The following is an 18,405-nucleotide window of genomic DNA, read 5'->3' on the forward strand; positions in this document are numbered from 1 at the left end:
TCACATGCGAGACAGTGAGTGCTGACTAAAACACACTTGTTGCGTCGCGTCAAAGCAGTCTGGACGTCCAAATAAATTGGTATCGAACGCAACTATTTTTCGTGTATCCCAGCATGGCCGGAACCGCAGAAAAGAAAACGGCGCGTCGATCACTCGACGCGCCGTTGCATAACTACAAAATCAACTAATTACAGCTTGACCTTGACACCCAGGTTGTAGAAGCGACCGACGATACCGCTCTGCGCCCAGGTCGGGTTGTAGTTGTTGCCGGCGTAGTCGGCTTGATCCAGCGGCGGCTTCTTGTCGAACGCGTTCATGATCGAACCGGTGATCGTGATGTGATCGTTGATCGCATAGCTGCCGGTAAGGTCGAAGTACGTGAACGATCCGATCAGGCAAGGACGGCTACGCGGCAGGGTCGAGAGGCATCCGCCGGTCGGGTCCTGATCCAGGCCGATATTGCGCATACCGCTGGTGTGATACAGCGTGCCGGTGATGGTGGCCGGACCCCACATAATCGTGTTTGCCCACGAGCCGCGGGTGCGTGGCGTACCCGCGCCCGACGACAGGATGTACGGGCCATGGGTGCCTACGAACTGCTGCCGGGTACCGTCTGGCAGGGTCAGCGACCAACTGAAAATCTGCGTGCCGCTCAGTTCGCTGATGTAGTGAATATTGTTGGCAAAATCGAAATGCGCCTGGATGTCTACGTCCAGACCGGTGGTCTTTTGCTGCGCGGCGTTGACGAAAGCCGTATCGATCTCGGCTGGTCGCGGCAGCGCATTCGGGAACGCCGGATCGGGCAGATCAGGAATCACCGTTACCCCAGGCGGGTTCGGCAGCCCGGCGAAGTAGTTCGCCAAAGCCGGGCCGGTTTGGCCAGGAACAATGACGTTCTTCTTCTTGATGTTGTAGTAGTCCACCGACGCGCTCAGCCAACTGGTCGGCTGCAGCACGATGCCCAGCGTGTAGTTGGTGGATTTCTCCGGCTTGATGTTCTTGTTCGCCACCGTGCCCAAGGCAATGCCATAAGGCTGCGTGTAGCCATTATTGTTGTGCGCGGCTAGAAACGCCGCATCGGTGATCTGCTCGGTCGTGAAGCCCGTGCTCGAACTCGAACCATTCTCCGAGAAGCTCGGTGCGCGGATGCCCTTGGAGTAGGTGCCACGCAAGGCGACCCAGTCAAATGGCTTGTACTTGAAGCCGACCTTCGGATTAAAGCCGTTGCCGATATCGGTGTAATGGTCGAAGCGACCGGACAAATCGACTTCCAACGACTGCAACAGAGGCGCATTGAACTCGAAATAAGCCGCGGAAACGTTGCGAGTGCCTCTGGTGATCGCATTACCAAAACCCTGCGTCATATTGCCTGGGTTCAAGAACGGATCGTCCTGTGCTTCATGACGGAACTGTGCGCCAATGGCCAAGCCCGCATTGCCGCCCGGCAATTCCCACAACTGACGGTTGGCTCCCAGATCCAGTGAGTCCAGATCGGAGGTCGAGGTCTTCCGGTAGTCCGGTGCTATAGCCGCACGCGCCGCCGCACTGTTCGCGCCGGGATTGAGGAAGTTGTAAGTACCGCTGCTGATGGCATTGACCAAGGCGCTGTAGTTGAGCGCGCCATAACGATTGGTATTGAGCCACGTGTGGTTGATGACCACCGTCGCGTCCCAGTTCCAATCCATGAACGAGCCGTTGACGCCACCCACCATGCGCGCGCTGTGGTTGTCGAGATTGGTGCCACCCGGAATGTCGCCGAACGCGTAATTAATCAGTGCGTACTGACCCGCTCCGCCGAAGGGGTTGTATGGATTGCCAGGCGGTAGTGCGATGCCGTTGGTATTGTTCGGCGTACTGGTCTGGATTTGCGCCGGCGCCGCAATCACTCGGGTCTTGGCCTCGAAATAGCTGGCCGACATATACGCCGTGGTGGTGTCGTTGAGCTTTACCGTGAAGCGACCGTACAAGCCGCCCTGCTCCATCGCCGGCTGGATCTGGCCGTACTGCGAAACATAGTTTTCCGAGCAATAGCTACCCGGATTGGCCGGATCGTTGGTAACCAGCGTGCCTTTGGGGCCGCATCCGAACGGTGCCAATACCTGCGAAACCGCGCCGGGCACCGGCAGGACGCCGTTGACGAAATTGCCGCTGCCGTTCGGATCCAGCGTGCCGGGGGTTACCGTGCCGTAGATCGAGCCGTTGTTCTGGCTCGGCTGACCGCCGATCGAGTTCGGTCCATGGATCGAGCTGAGGTTGTTCGTATTGAACGGAAAGCCGCGCTGACGATTGTTGATCGGGTTGTCTTTTTGATACTGCACGCCGATGTAGGCGTTGTAATGGTCGGTCTGCAGGTCGCCGCCGCCGGCCAGCAAGGTCGCTTTGCGGGTAAAGCCACCGCCATGCTGCGAAGTACCGATATCAGCGGTGCCCTCGACGCCGTGATAGTTGGACTTGAGGATAACGTTGACTACACCCGCGATCGCATCGGCGCCGTATAGCGACGAAGCACCATCCTTAAGTACTTCTATTCGGTCAATGGCTGCCAGCGGAATGGTGTTCAGGTCAACGAAATTTCGGATGCCGTCGTCAGATACGGCATAAGTGGCACTGCGATGTCCATCGATCAGCACCAGGGTCGAATTGACGGTCAGTCCACGCAACGCCACGCCCGCAGCGCCCGCGGCAAAGCCCGCGGTAAATGAGTTAGGTATCGAACCACTGTTATCCGCCGAGATGGAGCGAACCACATCGGCCACCGTGGTCAGGCCGCTACGCTGGATTTGCGCGGCCGTAATCACCGTCACCGGAGATGGCGTTTCCACGTCCACACGAGGAATCGCCGAACCAGTCACGGTGATGGTTTGCAATTGTTTCGCCTGCTGGGGAGCTGGCGTTTCAGAGGATTGGGCCGGAGTGCTTTGTGCAAAGGCCACATTGGTTACAGGGGCAAGTAAGAGTCCTGCGATGATCAAGGCAAGCTTGTTACGCTTCATGTGTATACCCTCTCTTGGTAGAGCGATCCTTCGCTCTGTAGTCCTCCCGGCGGTGGGGGAAAGGTAGACACGTTCAAACCAGCTGGTGCCGGGAGAATGCGAGCGGAGTCTTCCACGTTAATGCTCGCTTCACAACCCATGACTTTCGTCACAAGTCATTGACACACGTAATATTTTTCACCCGCCGCGTGAAGACGGCAACATCTTGCGGCAACACTTGACGAAAATATTTTGGCCGTCCAGACGAGCGCGTCGATACGCGCTTTATCAAGTTGACCAAACGTTCGAATTTACAAAGAGTTCACCTGCCCTGGCCGTGGGGTTCGCCCGGTACGCGGCATGGACGCAGTTGCAGCATAAAAAGCAACTTCTTGCGCCGCGATGTTAAATTTCTACCCGCATGACAGCTGAATGTCTTTGTCACGCCACTGCAACCGGACGGTCAACAAGTCTCCCGAGCATGTTGGGGTTTAACCAACCTCCAACAAAAGCCGAGACCTATGCCCAACCAAAATGCCTCGTTGCACGCCGATTCCCGGCCGGCGACCCGCTCCCATCCGCACGCTTTAGATGTACGGCCGCTGGTAGCTGGCATTCGGCAATCGCTGCATGTGTTGGGTTGGCTACTCGTCGCCGGCACCTGCATGACTGGCCCCGCCATGGCGACGGATACGACGACAACCGTTGCGCCTGTCGTCACACCGCCGGGCAGCGCGACCAAGCAACTCGAAGAAGTCGAAGTGCGGGCCAATAGCATTCACACCGCCATCACGCAGGCGCCGACACAAGCCGAGCTCGACATTACCCAACCGCAGTCGGTGATCGGGCTCGACTACATCAGCAATCACACCTCGCCCACCGCCGACTACGCCAACATCGCGGCGATCGCACCGGGCGTGTCCACGATCAGCACCGCCGGCCCTGGCTTGGGCGAAGCCAAGCAGATGACTATCCGCGGCTTTAACGACAACCAGTACAACGTCACCTATGACGGTATTCCGTTCGGCGACACTAACGATTTCAGCCACCACACCAGCAGTTATTTCCCGGCCAAGATGATCGGCCAGGTCACCGTCGATCGCGGCCCCGGCAACGCCAGCACCATCGGCGAAGCGACTTTCGGCGGCACGGTGGCCTTGCGCTCGAAAGATCCGCGCGACTCGTTTTCTTTTATCCCCACCGAAAGTATCGGTAGCTACGGCACCTCGCTCACGCATCTGGAGGTCAACAGCGGCCGCATGGACAGCCTGGCCGGCGGCAGGCTGATCGCCAGCGCGCAATACAACGATACCGACACCGCGCTGACCAACTCGCCGATGAAACGCACAACCGGCTACGTCAAATACATCCAGCCGATCGGTGCGAGCACGGAAATCACCTTCCTCAGCAACTACAACCACATTCGCTTCAACAACCCAGACAAAACCACGCTGACCCAGCAGCAGATCAACACGCTGGGCCGCAATTTCGGCCTCAACACCGATCGCACCAGCACCGATTGCTACTGCTACAACTACCAGACCAAAGAAACCGACCTGGAATACATCGGCGTCGCCAGCGCGCTGTCCGACACCTGGCAGCTCGACAACAAGACCTACACCTACGCCTACGACAACGACAGTCACGAAAGCCCTTACGTCGGCACCAATGCCTCCAAGACCAACATGGGCGGTTTCAACAAGATCAATAAATATCGCGCCTGGGGCGATGTGCTGTTGCTGACCCACACCGACGAGCACGGCCAGTTCCGCACCGGCGGCTGGTACGAGTACACCCACAACGACCGCTATAGCATCGCGCTGGATTACGGCCTGGGTAACGGCGCCTACGACGTCAACCCGAAGAAGCCGCTGCTCAACGGCTATAGCAGCGCCTACAAGTACACGATGGTCGATCGCATGCGCACCAGCCAGTTGTATGCCGAGTACGCATGGCGCGCCACCGACGCACTCACCGTGACACCCGGCGTGAAGTACGTCAGCTTCACCCGCTACATCAGTGCGCCGATCAACCAGACCACCAAGACGCCGCTCTATTACCAGAAGACCTGGAGCAAGGCGCTGGGCTATCTGAGCGCCAACTACATGCTGAGCAACGAATGGAGCATGTATGGCCAGGTCGCGCAGGGCTTTCTCGCGCCTAACCTCAACCAGTTCTACGTGCCGAACCCGGCTGAAAACAACACCAAGCCGCAGCAGACGATGAACTACCAGTTCGGCACGGTGTATAAAACCGACCGCTTCAATGCCGATGCCGATGTGTTCTACATCGACTATCAAAACTTCCCGCTGTCCTCGGTCGACCCGGTCACCCATGATCCGGTGTTCTATCTGGCCAAGGGCGCGACGATGAAAGGCGCCGAGGCGCAGGCCACCTATGCCATCGGCGAAGGCGTGAGCGTGTACGCGAACGGCTCGATAATCGAGGCGAAGTTCAAAAACTCCAACCTGAAAATGCCCACCGTGCCCTCGGGCACGGCCGCATTCGGCTTTATGTACGACATCGGCAATTTCTTCGGCTCCATAGGCGAGAAATATGTCGGCGGCCAACGCGTCTACAACAGCGGCTTCAATCCCGATGTCGCCTCATCGGTCACCAGCACCCGCCAATCGAATGGCTACTGGCGCGCGGCGATGAGCCTGGGCTACGGCCAGAACCTCAGCGGCTCGTGGATCAAGAGCTACAAAGTGCGCCTGCAGGTGGACAACCTGTTCGACGAACATCAGCAAGTGGTCGATTCGGTGAAGAGCAACACCCCCTACTACCTGGTGCTGCCAGGTCGTAGCTGGTTCGCCTCGGTATCGCTCGGACTCTAATCGTTCCAGCGCCCTCCCCCTGCATGCCGCGGGGGGAGGATTTTCGCCGGGCTGCTTCTTGAGATAAGCAAATATGACCACGTTCTCCATGCACGCCAGGCGCACCCTGCTCGGCGCAGCCCTGCTTTTCGCCGGCCTCGCGCATGCCGATGGCACGACGCCGCATTACCTCGACGACAGCCAACTGCGCGCCGCGCAAATCGTGCTGGCGCCACCGTCTCCGCCCGGTTCGCCCGAAGATCTCGCCGACCGCGCGATTACCGAGCGCATCTACGCCGAAGCGCGCGGCCGCAACGACGCCGCACTGGCCAAACACGAAGAGACCTTTGACGTGTTCGCCTTTGCCCAAGTACTTGGCCCGAATTTCGACGCCAAGCATCTACCGCATACCGCCGCGCTATTCACCGAAGTGCAGAAAGAAACCGCCAAGGCCGTCAAAGAAGCCAAGGACTACTATCAGCGCGCACGCCCGTGCCCACTCGACGCCTGTAGTACCGACCCCGAAGGCGACGCGAAAAGCGCCAAGAAAAAAAGCTTTGGCTATCCCAGCGGCCACAGCAGTCGCGCGGCCGTGTTCGCCGCCCTGCTCGGCAAACTGCTGCCGCAAAAAACCGATGCACTCGCCATGTACGCCCACGACGTCGGCTGGCGCCGCGTCGTGCGCGGCGCGCATACCCCGCAAGATATCTATGCCGGCCGCGTATTCGGCCAGGCCTTAGCCAGAGATTTCCTGGCCAACCCAAACTTGCAGCACGATCTCGATGAAGCAGCCGCCGAACTCAAAGCCGCTGGTATCGCAGAGTAGGTTGGGTTGAACGAAGTGATACCCAACGTTGCGCAACGTTGGGGTTCGCTTGCGCTCACCCCAACCTACAACGCCCGGCACGTGCGTTGTGGATTATCCAGCCCACGTTCCATCAGCTCTTGCCTGATATCAATGTAGGCCAGTGCCTACGGCGATTATCGAAGTGATTCGTGTACGCAGCGGTCGATACGACGATGGATCGCGCACAGTGAAATCCATCACAGCAGCCCAGTGGTCGTGCTCAAGGCTGACAGCGCTTTCAGAAAACCCCTACATCGAAGAGCATGGGCTCTCGCGGATACTGCGCCGTCGCATGTAGCTATGCGTCCCGATACAAGGCGTGGGCGATCGCCGTCACGCAGACGTATTCGCTTGCTACTCAGGGGCCAAGGAATTGCATATGTCAGGGATGAGCATTTGCACTGGGTTTTATCCCCGCCGCGCAACGCGGTGGCGCGGCCAGTTATTCGGCCCGATCAGAGATTTATCGTCAAAGGCTTGCGACGGTTAAGTGCATTCGTCGCAAGCCGCGAGACGCCTATCTTCCATCATCACTGAACTCCACAAATGCTAAGGAAGGATATGAGAGCCCTGTTGTTTTCCGTATTGGCGCTCGCCAGTGCATCAGCTAGCGCAGAGGACTATTACTACGTTCTCTCTGCAGTTCCGCCACTCGCCGATATCCACTATCCGTCGCCCGACGCAGCCTGCCACGCGGCCTACGATTACCAAACAACGGGGCCGATGCAAAGCCTCGGTTTCACGGTGGTGTTCCCCTATAAAGACCCGACGATCACTCTTTCCCAGCCGCCGAAGTATTTAATCTATGGCTGCGTCATAGGAGGCCAAAACCCGAAAACCGGTGAAGTGGCGACACCCTCCTACGGCATTACCCGCAAGGGGGACGGCTGCACACCCAAGCAGACCTATAACCCTCAAACCGGCTATTGCGAATCGCCCGATCAGGATCAGGCACGCAAGGAGTTAGGTGATCCAAGTGATCCGCTCGTCAGCGGAATCGTGTCGTGCGGCGACCCCATTAACGCGGGGATAGGCAATCTGTTCGAGTCTGAAACCGACTATCAAGATAGCGATGGCGAACTGCGCTACGTCCGTAATTACAATAGCGCCAAGGCTGGATGGCTACGCAGTTATACGACGTCGTTGTATATCGACTCTAAAGGATTGAGCATCACCTTCGAAGATGGCCGTTCATCGCTCTTCACCTTGAGTAACGGTGTGGCAACCCCTGAAGCCACCGAACTGGGAGCCATGACGCAGGTCAATGGCCTGTGGGTTTACACCTCACCCACCAATGAGCAATTCAGCTTTGATGCGCAGGGCCATCTGACACGCTGGCAACAAGCCAACGGCCTCGCACAGACCTTGACCTATGGGACCGCTGCCAATGGCGATGTCATTACGACCATCACGGATTCGCGCGGACACACACTGCAGTTCACCAGGTCAAATTACGGAGTGCCGAAAGGCTTCGTAGCCAATGGCTTGGCCGTGGCTTATACCTTCGATACGTCCAGCCGACTGACGACGGTGACGCGCACGTGGCCTGGACACACCGCCACACGCACGTATGCCTACGAAGATACGCATAACCCCAGGCTGCTTACCGGCATCATCGACGAGCGTGGCGTGCGCTATGCCACGTGGACCTACGACGCCCAAGGCCGGGCACTGTCCAGCGAACACGCCAAAGGTGCCGAGAAAACCACGATGACCTACAACAGTGATGGCTCGACCACGGTCACCAACGCCCTCGGCAATACCGCCGTCTATACCTATCAAGTAATCCAAGGTGTCAAGCGAGTAACCGCGATCCAAGGCTCGCCCGCCGCTGGGTGTCCGGCCAGCAATTCCAGCTACACCTATACCGCGAATGGCCAAGTCCAGACCAAGACCGACGCGCTGGGCCACGTCACGGCGTACACCTACGACACGCTGGGGCGTGAACTGACACGTATCGAAGCGCAAGGCACGCCACAAGAGCGCACCACGACCACTACCTGGTATGACACCCGCTTTCTGCCTAAGACGGTCACGACATCCGATCGTGTCACCACCTACACCTACGACACTCAAGGGCGCTTGCAGTCCACGAGCGTCCATGCGATCAAAGGATAATGACCATGAAGAACGGATTCCGTTGGAGTCTTATCGCTCTAGGTTTGTTGGTTGCTTTCGGTACGCATGCCAGCACACCTGATCGCACCTCGACGATCACCTACAACCCTCAAGGGCTGATCGATACCGTTGATGGCCCGCGTACCGATGTCACTGATATCACGCATTACACCTATGACGCACAAGGTCGCCTATGGACACTGACTGATGCGTTGGGGCGCGTAACCACGTACGACACCTACAACAGCTACGGCAATCCTGGGCGCGTCGTTGATCCGAACCAGGTCGTCACCGTCATGACCTACACCCCGCAAGGCTGGCTGGCGACGACCACGCGCGATAGCACCGGTACACCTGCGACCACGACCTTGACTTACAGCGAGGTGGGCGACGTCATCCAGAGCAAGGATGCCGACGGCGTGGTGGTCAACTACACCTACGACGATGCGCGCCGATTGACGGATATCACCGATGGGGCTGGCAATTACATCCATTACACCCTCGATGCGGCGGGCAATCGACTCAAGGAAGAGACCTTTGACAGCACCAAGCAGGTCAGGCGCACCGTCACGCGAACCTATAACAGCCTGAGTCAAGTGTTGACGGTGGTCGATGCGCTCAATCGCACCGTGCTCAGCTATGACACGACGGATGGTTACGATGCGGCGGGTCACCCGAAACATAGTTCGGATGCCGCCGGCGTCCAGCGCAAACAGGGCTATGACGCACTCGATCGTTTAGTCAGCACCATCAGTAACTACAACGGCACCGACACGGCCACCCAGAACACGCAATCGGTCTCCTCGTACGACGCTAGCGACAACCTCGAAGGCGTCAGCGACCCCGATGGGTTGAACACCATCTACGATCACGACGGCCTGGGCAACCTGACCGGGTTGCACAGCCCGGACACGGGCACCTCGACCTACCTTTACGACGCGGCAGGCAACGTAACGCAGCGAACCGACGCCAAGGGTACCGTCAGCACCATCGCCTACGACGCCCTTAACCGGGCGACCTCGGTGAGCTACGGCGACACCACACTCAACATCACCTATGCGTACGACGAAGCTAATGCGACCACCGGTTGCACCAGTTCGTTTCCGCTCGGTCGCCTCACCCGTTTGATCGAGAACGCGGTCACTACCGTGTTCTGCTATGACGCACGCGGCAACATCACGCAGAAACGTCAAATCCAGGGCAGCCAGAGCGATACCACACGCTACGGCTATACCTTGGCGGGTCGCTTGAGCAGCGTGACCAGTCCTAGCCTGGTCGTCACCCAATACAGCCGCGATGCGCTGGGCCAGATCAGCGGTGTGTCGGTGACTCCATCTGGCAGTGCCGGACAAACGGTGGTCAGTGCGATCAGCTATCTGCCGTTCGGCCCCATCACCAGTTACACCCTCGGTAACGGCCAAACCGTTGCCCGTAGCTATGACGCGAACTATCTGCTGACCGATATCACCAGTCCCGCGCTGAATCTGCACTTCGCACGTGACGCAATGGGCAACATCACCGCCTTGGGCAATACCCCTGGTGCTAATCCGGCCACTGAAACCTACAGCTATGACCCGCTGTATCGCCTCGGTGCCGTCAACAGTGCCGCAGGTACGGCCATCGAGGCTTACACCTATAACAAGACGGGCGACCGCCTAAGCAAGACCAGCAGTGGCTTGGCGACCGGCACTTACGGCTATCAGAGCAGCACGCACTGGCTGACCAGCATCGGCAATGCCGCACGCACATATGATGCGAACGGCAATACCACCGCCAGCGCGACCGGTGGTGATACCTATGGCTACGGCTACAACGGCCGGAACCGCTTGATTGTCGTGCAGCGCAACGGTGTCACCGTTGGCAGCTATAGCTATAACGCCCTGGGCCAGCGCATTGCCAAGACGGCCACGCTACCGCAGGCGATCAGTCAGCGCTTTGTCTATGACGAAGCCAGTCAGTTGATGGGTGAGTACGGTACGACCAATCGCGACTACATTTGGTTAGGTAATTTGCCGGTAGCTGTAGTGGATACCAATGGCACAACTAACACGATGAACTACGTGCACGCGGATGGTCTGGGGACACCACGTGCCATCAGCGATGCGAGCGGCGTGACACAGTGGCAGTGGTCCTACCAGAGCAATCCATTTGGCGAGCAGCAGCCGACATCGAGTACCGGTTATACCTTCAATCTACGCTTTCCTGGGCAGTACTACGATGTCGAGACGGGCCTGCATTACAACGTCAACCGGGACTATGCGTCCAGCACGGGGCGGTACATACAAAGCGATCCGTTAGGCCCTCAGGCAGGACCCAGCACATATGCCTATGTGAGTGGAAATCCGCTGAGCAATATTGACCCTCTTGGCCTGGAGTCTCCTAGTGCTGCGTGCGGTGGCGGCCCAGGAACTTCTGCATGGGCAAATTGCGGGGACATTCCCAAGGCGCCCCCGGCGTGGTGCAATGACAGTGCCTATTGGGACCGTTATCGGACCTTTGTATCTGACTACGCGATCAACGTTGGCCCGGCCGCTACTGCGTTAGCTGGTGGTGTTTGGCCCAAGTCCTGGGCACCTGCCGGAGGGTTCCGTGGTCCGCTCCTAGGCTCTAGAAACGTTCTGACAAGTGTTCCGCGTGCGTTCGGTATGCCTGGTGGAAGTTCTGCACTAGTACAGGGAGGGGCGGCTGGGATTGGGGTTGCCACAGTTGGGATTGGCATGTACGACGCCACCATTGAGGTAGAGGGTTTCTACTATGCTGCTAAAGATGCTCCGTCTCCGAGTTCCAAATGTCTATGCGGGAATTAGCCATGACTAGTGCCGAAATCTTAGTGCCGATTGTTTTGGTTGTTGCGCTGTCCTATTTTGCGGGCCGCCATTGGTCTCGCCGGAAAATAGTGCAAGGAAGAAGTGCCATGGCAACGGCGGACATTGTGAATGGACTACCGGACGGCACTGATCGTCGCGCGGCTGAGAGAGTGCTTCGAGCGATTGGCGAATCATATGGCCTGAAACCGGAAATTCTCAGGCTGGATGATCCTTTTTCGGCGCTTGGCGCGATAGATTCATGGAGCCTTGGTCGAGGGCAAGAAGCGCTTGAAAAGTGGCTGAAAGACAACGGCGTCCTGCATCTTAAAAGCCCGCCACGGACGATTCGCGATCTGATCACTTTCGTTTTGAGTTCGTGAAAAAGTCGAATTGACGACCATAGAGTCAAAGGGATTGGGTAGTCCACCCTGATTCCTTTGATTCGCGAAGGCGAAATGAATATGACTAAGTCAGTTCGAGTGCAGGTTCAATGGAGTCCGGCAAAGATGACAAATCTCCCGTCCAGCACCCGCTACTCAACGGTAGCAAGGTTTGCCCAGGATGATGCCTCCTGGCCCCACGAAGCTTGGAGCATCGTGCTTGAATTCGAGTCATCACTGTCTTCTTGCTCTGAATACTTCGAAGCCACGGCGCGCTTTCTCATGCCCTTAGCCCCAACCGATCGTTTAATAGCCGGTTCCACCTTCGAACTGTACGAAGGAGCCGTGCGAACGGCTGTGGCAACCATTTTATAGCGATTGAAATCAAGGATCAGAGACACTTGAAACATCTCGCTACCGCTTTGATATGCCGCCTCGGCATCGCTTCCCGAAAGCCCAATCCATGGATGATCTGGAGAAATAAATGACGCCGTTTGTTATGTTTAGCTTGGCGCTTCGCATTATCGGCGCATGGGTGACGTTCAGTGCTGTTGAGTATTTCCTCACCAGTTTCAATATGACGCACGGCTTATATACGTCGGCGTCAACTCAGGTAATGGCCATTGTCAATCAGGCTGTACTGCATCTGCTTGTTGGCTTTGTATTAATCAAATTCGCCCCCTTTCTTGCTTCACTCGTTTATCCAGCGGAGGCATCTTGCCAGCCTTCAGTCGAATCTTCTGAAGAGACGGAGTGATGCTGAACGTGACGGATGTTGGGGTTCGCTTGCGCTCACCCCAACCTACCGGATTTTAAAGTTTGGATTTGGATTTGGATTTGACGCGCTTGCTCAGTAACTGAAAGTGAGCGTGCTCGGTGGCGTTTTGGGCCATGTCGATCATGTTGGCGATGGCGGCGAAAACGCTGGAGAGGTGGTTGTAATCGACCTGGGCATTCGGCGTAAGCGCGTGGCACAACGACAGGGCGATGGCGCGGGCGTGGTCGAGTAGTTCGTTGACATCGTCGAACAAACGCTCGGGTGTGGCGTCCGGGTTGATGTCGTAGCTTTCGTTAAGGCGAATCCGCCGCTCGGTCGCGGTGAGATGAATTGCGGCCATCTTGAAGCTCCTTTTTAGATGGAGCCGCCGCCCTGTCGAACACAGGGTGGCGGACGTGCCGGGGTGGAAAACCGAGGAAACACGAACCCGGCCAAGCCGAGGCTTGCCCGACACGCCCGTCGTAAACGTCTCAAAAATCCAACTGCGCACCTAGCATCAAACGGCGGCCGGGGCCGGGCTCGTAGTAGCGACGATTGCTTTCGTTGACGATGACCGAGCCGATGTAGCGATGGTCGAACAGGTTGTCGATGCGCGCACTCAAGTGCAGTCGCGTCGTCGTACTCAGGGACATGCCATAGCCGGCATCGAGGCCAAGCAAGGCATAGCCGGCCGCGCGACTACTATTGATGTCATCCACCGACACCGCACTCACACCGTTGATCTCGGCACCGTAACGCCAGCCCATGGCAGCGCCGCGCTCCAGCCGCAACGATCCGTAATTACTCGGCACGCCAGGGATGCGCGCGCCGGCATGCACCCAGGTATCGGGCACCGTGCAACCACTACTCACGCAGGTGCGAAAGGCGCTGCGAAAACTTGCTTGCAGATGGGTCAGCCCCAGCGCCAAGCGCCAGCCATCACCCAGCTCGCCACGCAGCGACGTTTCCACACCTTGGCGCCGGCTTTGCCCGACATTGCGATAGCTGGAACGACCGCCGAAATTGCTCGCCACCGCCAGCTCGTTGCGCGTATCGGCGCGAAACAACGCGGCGTCCCAGGCCCAATCGCGCCCAAGCTCCCACTTGGCACCGAACTCGCCGTTACGACTGCGCGAAGAGCGCAGGTTGAAAGCCAGGCCGGCACCACCGTCGGCGCGATAGCCCAACTCGTTGAAGGTCGGTGTTTCGAAACCGCCGCCGAGGCTGGCGTAGATGCGCCATTGTTCGGTTGGGCGATATTGCAAACCCAACACCGGCGTCGTAGCGGCATAGCGCACGCGGCCGCTGTCGTCGGGGTTGGTTGTCGCCACGTAATCGTCGCGCACGCTGAAATGCACTTCGCTATGACGCAGGCCGGCCAGTAACGACCACTGGTTGGCAAAGTGCCAGTACAGTTGCGTGTACTGGTCGAGATTCCAAACGCGATCGTCCTCATCGCGGCGCAGCCGACCCGTGACACCCAGCGTGTTGCCGATAAAATTTTCGAAGCCGCGACGGCGTTGATTCTGCGCGTCATAGCTGCCGCCAAGCACCCACTCCAACGGTTGCCCCAACCACTCGCCTCGATGCGTCCAACGCGCGTCGAGGCCGCAGTAGTCGCTGGCTAAATCCACCACGCCACCGGCGCTGAGCGGGTTGCGCTGGGCCGACACCGGTATCGACAGCACCTGCTGCACCCCGCGCTGACCGTAATAGCCCATGACGCGCAGTTGTTCGGTGGCATGAAACGATTGCTCGTACACCGCGCCGGCTTGGGTTTGATGCACGCTCTTGCGGGTATTGAACGAGTCGGCAACTGCAGTCGCCTGACGAGGATCGCGGTGGTATTCCGCGCGGGTAAGGCCGAGCGGATCTTGCGCCCCCGGTAACGCCAATGTGTTGAGCACCAAGCTCAGCCGACGTCCGTCGCCGAGATCAAAACCCAGCTTGGCATTGCCCGATTCGCGTTGCGCGCGGCTATGCCTGCGATAGCCATCGGTCTGGTAGTGCGATAGTGCGAGGTTGTAGTCCAGCGCACCGGCCATGCCGCGAGTGGATGCGCCGAGCCGATAGCTGTTGTCGCCACCGGCATACAGACCGATTCGCGTCTGCGCCGGCGTACTGCCATCGGCGCTCCACAACTGCACGACGCCACCGGACGAGTTGCCATAGAGCGCGGAGAACGGCCCGCGCAATACCTCGACTCGCTCCGCTGCATCCAGGCTGAAATGCGAGAGCTGGCCCTGGCCGTCCGGCATGGTCGCCGGAATGCCATCGGCAAACATCCGCACTCCACGCACGCCAAAGGTGGCACGCGCACCGAAACCACGAATGGATACTTGCTCGTCTTGCGCATAGTTCTGCCGGTCGCGCGCCAGCACGCCAGGCACACCGACCAGGGCCTCGGACAGGTTTACACCCGGCTTGCCGGCATCGGCCGCGTTCACCGTAACCACACTGAACGATGCCGGCAGGTCAAACGGCGGCACATCCAGCCGCACCGCGTTCACTCGCACGGCCGGCAATACCACGGGGGTGTCGGCGCGTAGCGGGGGCGCCATCAAGGCACCGACGATCATCGCCATCCCTGCTGCGCTGAACATGCTTTTGCTCACTGGCTGGCTCCTTGCCTATCGTGGTGAATCGCGATTCTAGCGTGCACATGAACGCGCGCATGCTCGCCGCCGCCGTTCCGCTCAGTGATAATCGGCCCATGCCAAGCCCACTCGCTACCCGCCTGCTCGCCCGCTGCCTGATCGGCACCCTTGCCCTTACGCTTGCCGCCAGCCCGGCGCTCGCCCGGCAAGACGGCAAGACCAAGACCGAACAGGCCGACGCCGAGAAGAAACTGGCCGAAGTACGCAGCAAGATGGAAGCGCTGGCCAAAGAGCAAGCCGAAACCGCGGCCCTGCGCGACAGCGCCAATGCCGAGCTGGCCAAACGCGCCAACGCCGTTGCCAGCGCAGCGCGCGCAGTACGCGAAACCGACACGGCCATAGCCGCCAAACAACACGATCTTGAACAATTGCAAGAACAACGCGCCGCACTCAAGCAGGCACTGGACGGCCAACGCGCCGCTATCGCCGAACTGCTGCGCGCCACTTACACACTAGGCCGCGGCTCGGACCTGCGCTTGCTGCTTGGCGATGAAGACATCGCACGTATCGCCCGCGCACTGGCCTATTCCAAATATTTTCAGGAGGACCGTGTACAGCGCGTGCAGAAGCTGATGGGCGACCTGGCCAAGCTGCAAGAGCTTGAAACCACGATCGAAGCCGAAAAGCAGGCCTTGCAAGAAACCCGCAAGCAACGCGAACAGCAGGCCAAGCTGCTGGCACAGCAGCGCGCCGAGCAACAAAAGCTGGCGGCCGAAACCGACGCGCAATACAAAGACCAGGGCCAGCGCCTGGTGGCATTGAAACAAAACGCGCAGTCATTGAACGACCTGGTCGCGAAGCTGCAAAAAGTGATCGACGACGCCGCCCGCGAAGCCGAGCGCGCCGCCCGCGCCAACCCGACGACCCCCAGCGTGACGCCAGGCAAGGGCGGCGCCAATATCCGCGGCAACCTGCCCTGGCCCGCGAGCGGCGTGGTCAACACCTACAGCAACGGTGTGCTTATCAAGGCACCAGGCGGCAGCGAAGTACGCGCGGTGGCACGCGGCAAGGTCATTTATGCCGCGTTCTTGCGCGGCTATGGCCTGTTGCTGATCCTCAACCATGGCAACGGCTGGATGAGCATGTACGGCAACAACGAAACCCTGCTGCACGGGGTCGGCGACCAGATCGAGGCCAGCCAGCCGATCGGCACCGCCAGCGCCCCCACCGGCGTCAATACCGGTGTGTATTTCGAGTTACGCCAAAATAACAAACCGGTGGAGCCGCGTAGCTGGCTAAGCCACGCCCGTTGACCGCACTGATACACGATGAATTTCGGCGCACGGTCGTGGTCATAGCTGCCTTGGCGTAAGCTCGCACTACGCCTAATCGACTTTTTGGAGTTTTTCTGCATGCGGTTTTCCACCTATAGCCCGATCGTCGCCAGCCTGGTCACCCTGCTGCTGGCCGCACCGCTGGCGCAGGCACAGACCGCTCCCGCCGCTGCCGCCAGTAGCCCCGCACCGGCCAAGGCCGCGTCTGTCGCCGCGCCTGATCCGGTCGATCTGCAGGACATTCGCAATTTCAGCCGCGTATACGAAATCGTGCGGCAGGCCTATGTGGAAAAAGTCGACAACAAAACCCTGATGAAAACCGCCATCAGCGGCATGCTCACCGGCCTCGATCCGCACAGCGAATACCTCGACAAAGAGGGGCTGGCCGAGTTGAGCGAGGACACCACCGGCCAGTACAGCGGGCTCGGCATCGAGGTGCTGCCGGTGGACGGCACCCTGCGCATCATCGCGCCGATCGACGACACCCCGGCGGCCAGGGCCGGCATCAAACCGGGCGACACCATCATCAAGATCGACGGCAAGCCGATCAGTTCGGAAAACGTCGACGACATGTTCAAACAGCTCCGCGGCACCGAAGGCAGCAAGATCACGCTGACCATCCTGCACGAGAAAAGCGACAAGCCGATCGACCTGCCGCTGGTACGCGAGCGCATCTCGATCACCAGCGTGAAAGTACGCAGCCTGGAACCCGGCTACGCCTATGTGCGCCTCAGCCAGTTCCAGGACGACACCGCACCCGACCTTGAGAAAAAACTCGGCGAACTAATCAAGAAGAGCGGCGCGTTGAAAGGCGCCGTACTCGATCTGCGCTCCAATCCCGGCGGCCTGCTTACCGCCGCCGTCGGCGTCAGCGATGCCTTTCTCGATAGCGGCACCATTGTGACGACACGCGGCCGCCTGCAAGACGCCAACCTCAACTTCGCCGCACACCCAGGCGACCTGCTCAATGGCGCCCCCTTGGTGGTCCTGGTAGACAACGGCACCGCATCGGCCGCCGAAATCGTCGCCGGCGCACTCAAAGACAACCACCGCGCCCTCATCATCGGCCGCCGCACTTTCGGTAAAGGCGTCGTACAAACCGTGCTGCCGCTAGACGCCGAGCACGCCGTAAAAATCACCACCGCGCGCTACTACACCCCCAGCGGCACGTCGATTCAGGCCGAAGGCATCAAGCCTGATATCGCCCTTGCCGATCTGTCGGTGAATAAAGCCGATAGTCCGGCGGCGTTGATCGGCTCCGAGGCCGACTTGCATAACCATCTTTCTAATGAGGATGGCAAGGCGGGCAAGGACATCAACAATGATGGCAGTGCTGAGAATGCGAAGCTTGCTACGCAGGATTATGCGTTGTCGCAGGCGTTGAATGTGTTGAAGGGGATGGCGCTTAATCACGCTGCTGCTCCGGCTGTGCCTGCTGCCTCGCGCTGATACTTGGCATTATCGCGAGTTGGTTCGCCTGCGGCGGGATTCGCTTGTTTGTGATGGTTTGGCGAGCTGGTTCGCCTGCGGCGGGCTTTCGAGCCCCTGCCGGGGCCCGAGTCACTTTCTCTTGAGTGGCCAAGAGAAAGTAACCAAAGAGAAGGCCACCCCGGTGAGTCGCCCTTCGGGTACGTGAGGGTCGGCCGGGCTTTTCGACAGTGCATCCATGCACTGGCGAAAAGGACTCGGCATCCATGCCGAGTCCCCTGCGGGCCTTGTCGTCCGACCCTCACCGACGCACAGGGGCCCCGAGGTCAAGATCAAGATCAAGAGCAAC

At 59.1% G+C, this 18,405-nt stretch carries 11 protein-coding genes; 8 read left to right on the forward strand and 3 right to left on the reverse strand.

From position 1 onward, the window contains the following. Nucleotides 1-188: 188 nt before the first annotated feature. The gene (locus tag DVJ77_RS18275) at nucleotides 189-2,993 is read right to left on the reverse strand and encodes a TonB-dependent receptor plug domain-containing protein (RefSeq protein ID WP_114846957.1); all 2,805 of its coding nucleotides are present in this window, start codon (nucleotides 2,991-2,993) and stop codon (nucleotides 189-191) included. A 500-nt stretch (nucleotides 2,994-3,493) separates the two neighbouring features. Between DVJ77_RS18275 and DVJ77_RS18280 the strand changes: the two genes are divergently transcribed. The 6 genes from DVJ77_RS18280 (at nucleotide 3,494) to DVJ77_RS18305 (ending at nucleotide 12,697) form a co-directional block, all read left to right on the forward strand. Further along, nucleotides 3,494-5,809, forward strand: a complete 2,316-nt coding sequence (locus tag DVJ77_RS18280; RefSeq protein WP_225428079.1) for a TonB-dependent receptor — start codon at nucleotides 3,494-3,496, stop codon at nucleotides 5,807-5,809. A gap of 73 nt (nucleotides 5,810-5,882) precedes the next feature. Next, nucleotides 5,883-6,614: a phosphatase PAP2 family protein gene (locus DVJ77_RS18285; RefSeq protein ID WP_114846958.1), complete on the forward strand. Its 732-nt coding sequence runs from the start codon at nucleotides 5,883-5,885 to the stop codon at nucleotides 6,612-6,614. Between the two features lie 582 nt (nucleotides 6,615-7,196). Beyond that, complete coding sequence (locus DVJ77_RS18290) at nucleotides 7,197-8,753, forward strand: RHS repeat protein (RefSeq protein WP_162791559.1); 1,557 nt, start codon at nucleotides 7,197-7,199, stop codon at nucleotides 8,751-8,753. Between the two features lie 5 nt (nucleotides 8,754-8,758). Then, the gene (locus tag DVJ77_RS18295) at nucleotides 8,759-11,560 is read left to right on the forward strand and encodes an RHS repeat-associated core domain-containing protein (RefSeq protein ID WP_162791560.1); all 2,802 of its coding nucleotides are present in this window, start codon (nucleotides 8,759-8,761) and stop codon (nucleotides 11,558-11,560) included. A gap of 2 nt (nucleotides 11,561-11,562) precedes the next feature. Further along, entirely contained in the window at nucleotides 11,563-11,940 is a 378-nt protein-coding gene (locus tag DVJ77_RS18300; RefSeq protein ID WP_114846961.1) for a hypothetical protein, read from the forward strand. 484 nt (nucleotides 11,941-12,424) lie between these two features. After that, the gene (locus DVJ77_RS18305) at nucleotides 12,425-12,697 is read left to right on the forward strand and encodes a hypothetical protein (protein ID WP_114846962.1); all 273 of its coding nucleotides are present in this window, start codon (nucleotides 12,425-12,427) and stop codon (nucleotides 12,695-12,697) included. Nucleotides 12,698-12,752: 55 nt separating this feature from the next. On the opposite strand, the gene DVJ77_RS18310 is transcribed toward DVJ77_RS18305, so the two are convergent. Both DVJ77_RS18310 and DVJ77_RS18315 read right to left on the reverse strand, forming a co-directional pair. Beyond that, nucleotides 12,753-13,058, reverse strand: a complete 306-nt coding sequence (locus tag DVJ77_RS18310; protein WP_114846963.1) for a hypothetical protein — start codon at nucleotides 13,056-13,058, stop codon at nucleotides 12,753-12,755. Nucleotides 13,059-13,188: 130 nt separating this feature from the next. Further along, a complete protein-coding gene (locus DVJ77_RS18315) occupies nucleotides 13,189-15,300 on the reverse strand; it encodes a TonB-dependent receptor family protein (protein WP_114846981.1) in 2,112 nt (703 codons plus the stop codon). Nucleotides 15,301-15,410: 110 nt separating this feature from the next. On the opposite strand from DVJ77_RS18315, the gene DVJ77_RS18320 reads away from it, so the two are divergent. Together DVJ77_RS18320 and DVJ77_RS18325 are read left to right on the forward strand one after the other, a co-directional pair. Beyond that, a complete protein-coding gene (locus tag DVJ77_RS18320; protein WP_114846982.1) occupies nucleotides 15,411-16,607 on the forward strand; it encodes a murein hydrolase activator EnvC family protein in 1,197 nt (398 codons plus the stop codon). 99 nt (nucleotides 16,608-16,706) lie between these two features. Continuing rightward, on the forward strand, nucleotides 16,707-18,077 hold the full coding sequence (locus DVJ77_RS18325; protein ID WP_114846964.1) for a S41 family peptidase: 1,371 nt from the start codon (nucleotides 16,707-16,709) through the stop codon (nucleotides 18,075-18,077). Nucleotides 18,078-18,405: the final 328 nt, after the last annotated feature.

This window comes from Dyella tabacisoli, from assembly GCF_003350925.1.
Classification (GTDB): domain Bacteria; phylum Pseudomonadota; class Gammaproteobacteria; order Xanthomonadales; family Rhodanobacteraceae; genus Dyella_C; species Dyella_C tabacisoli.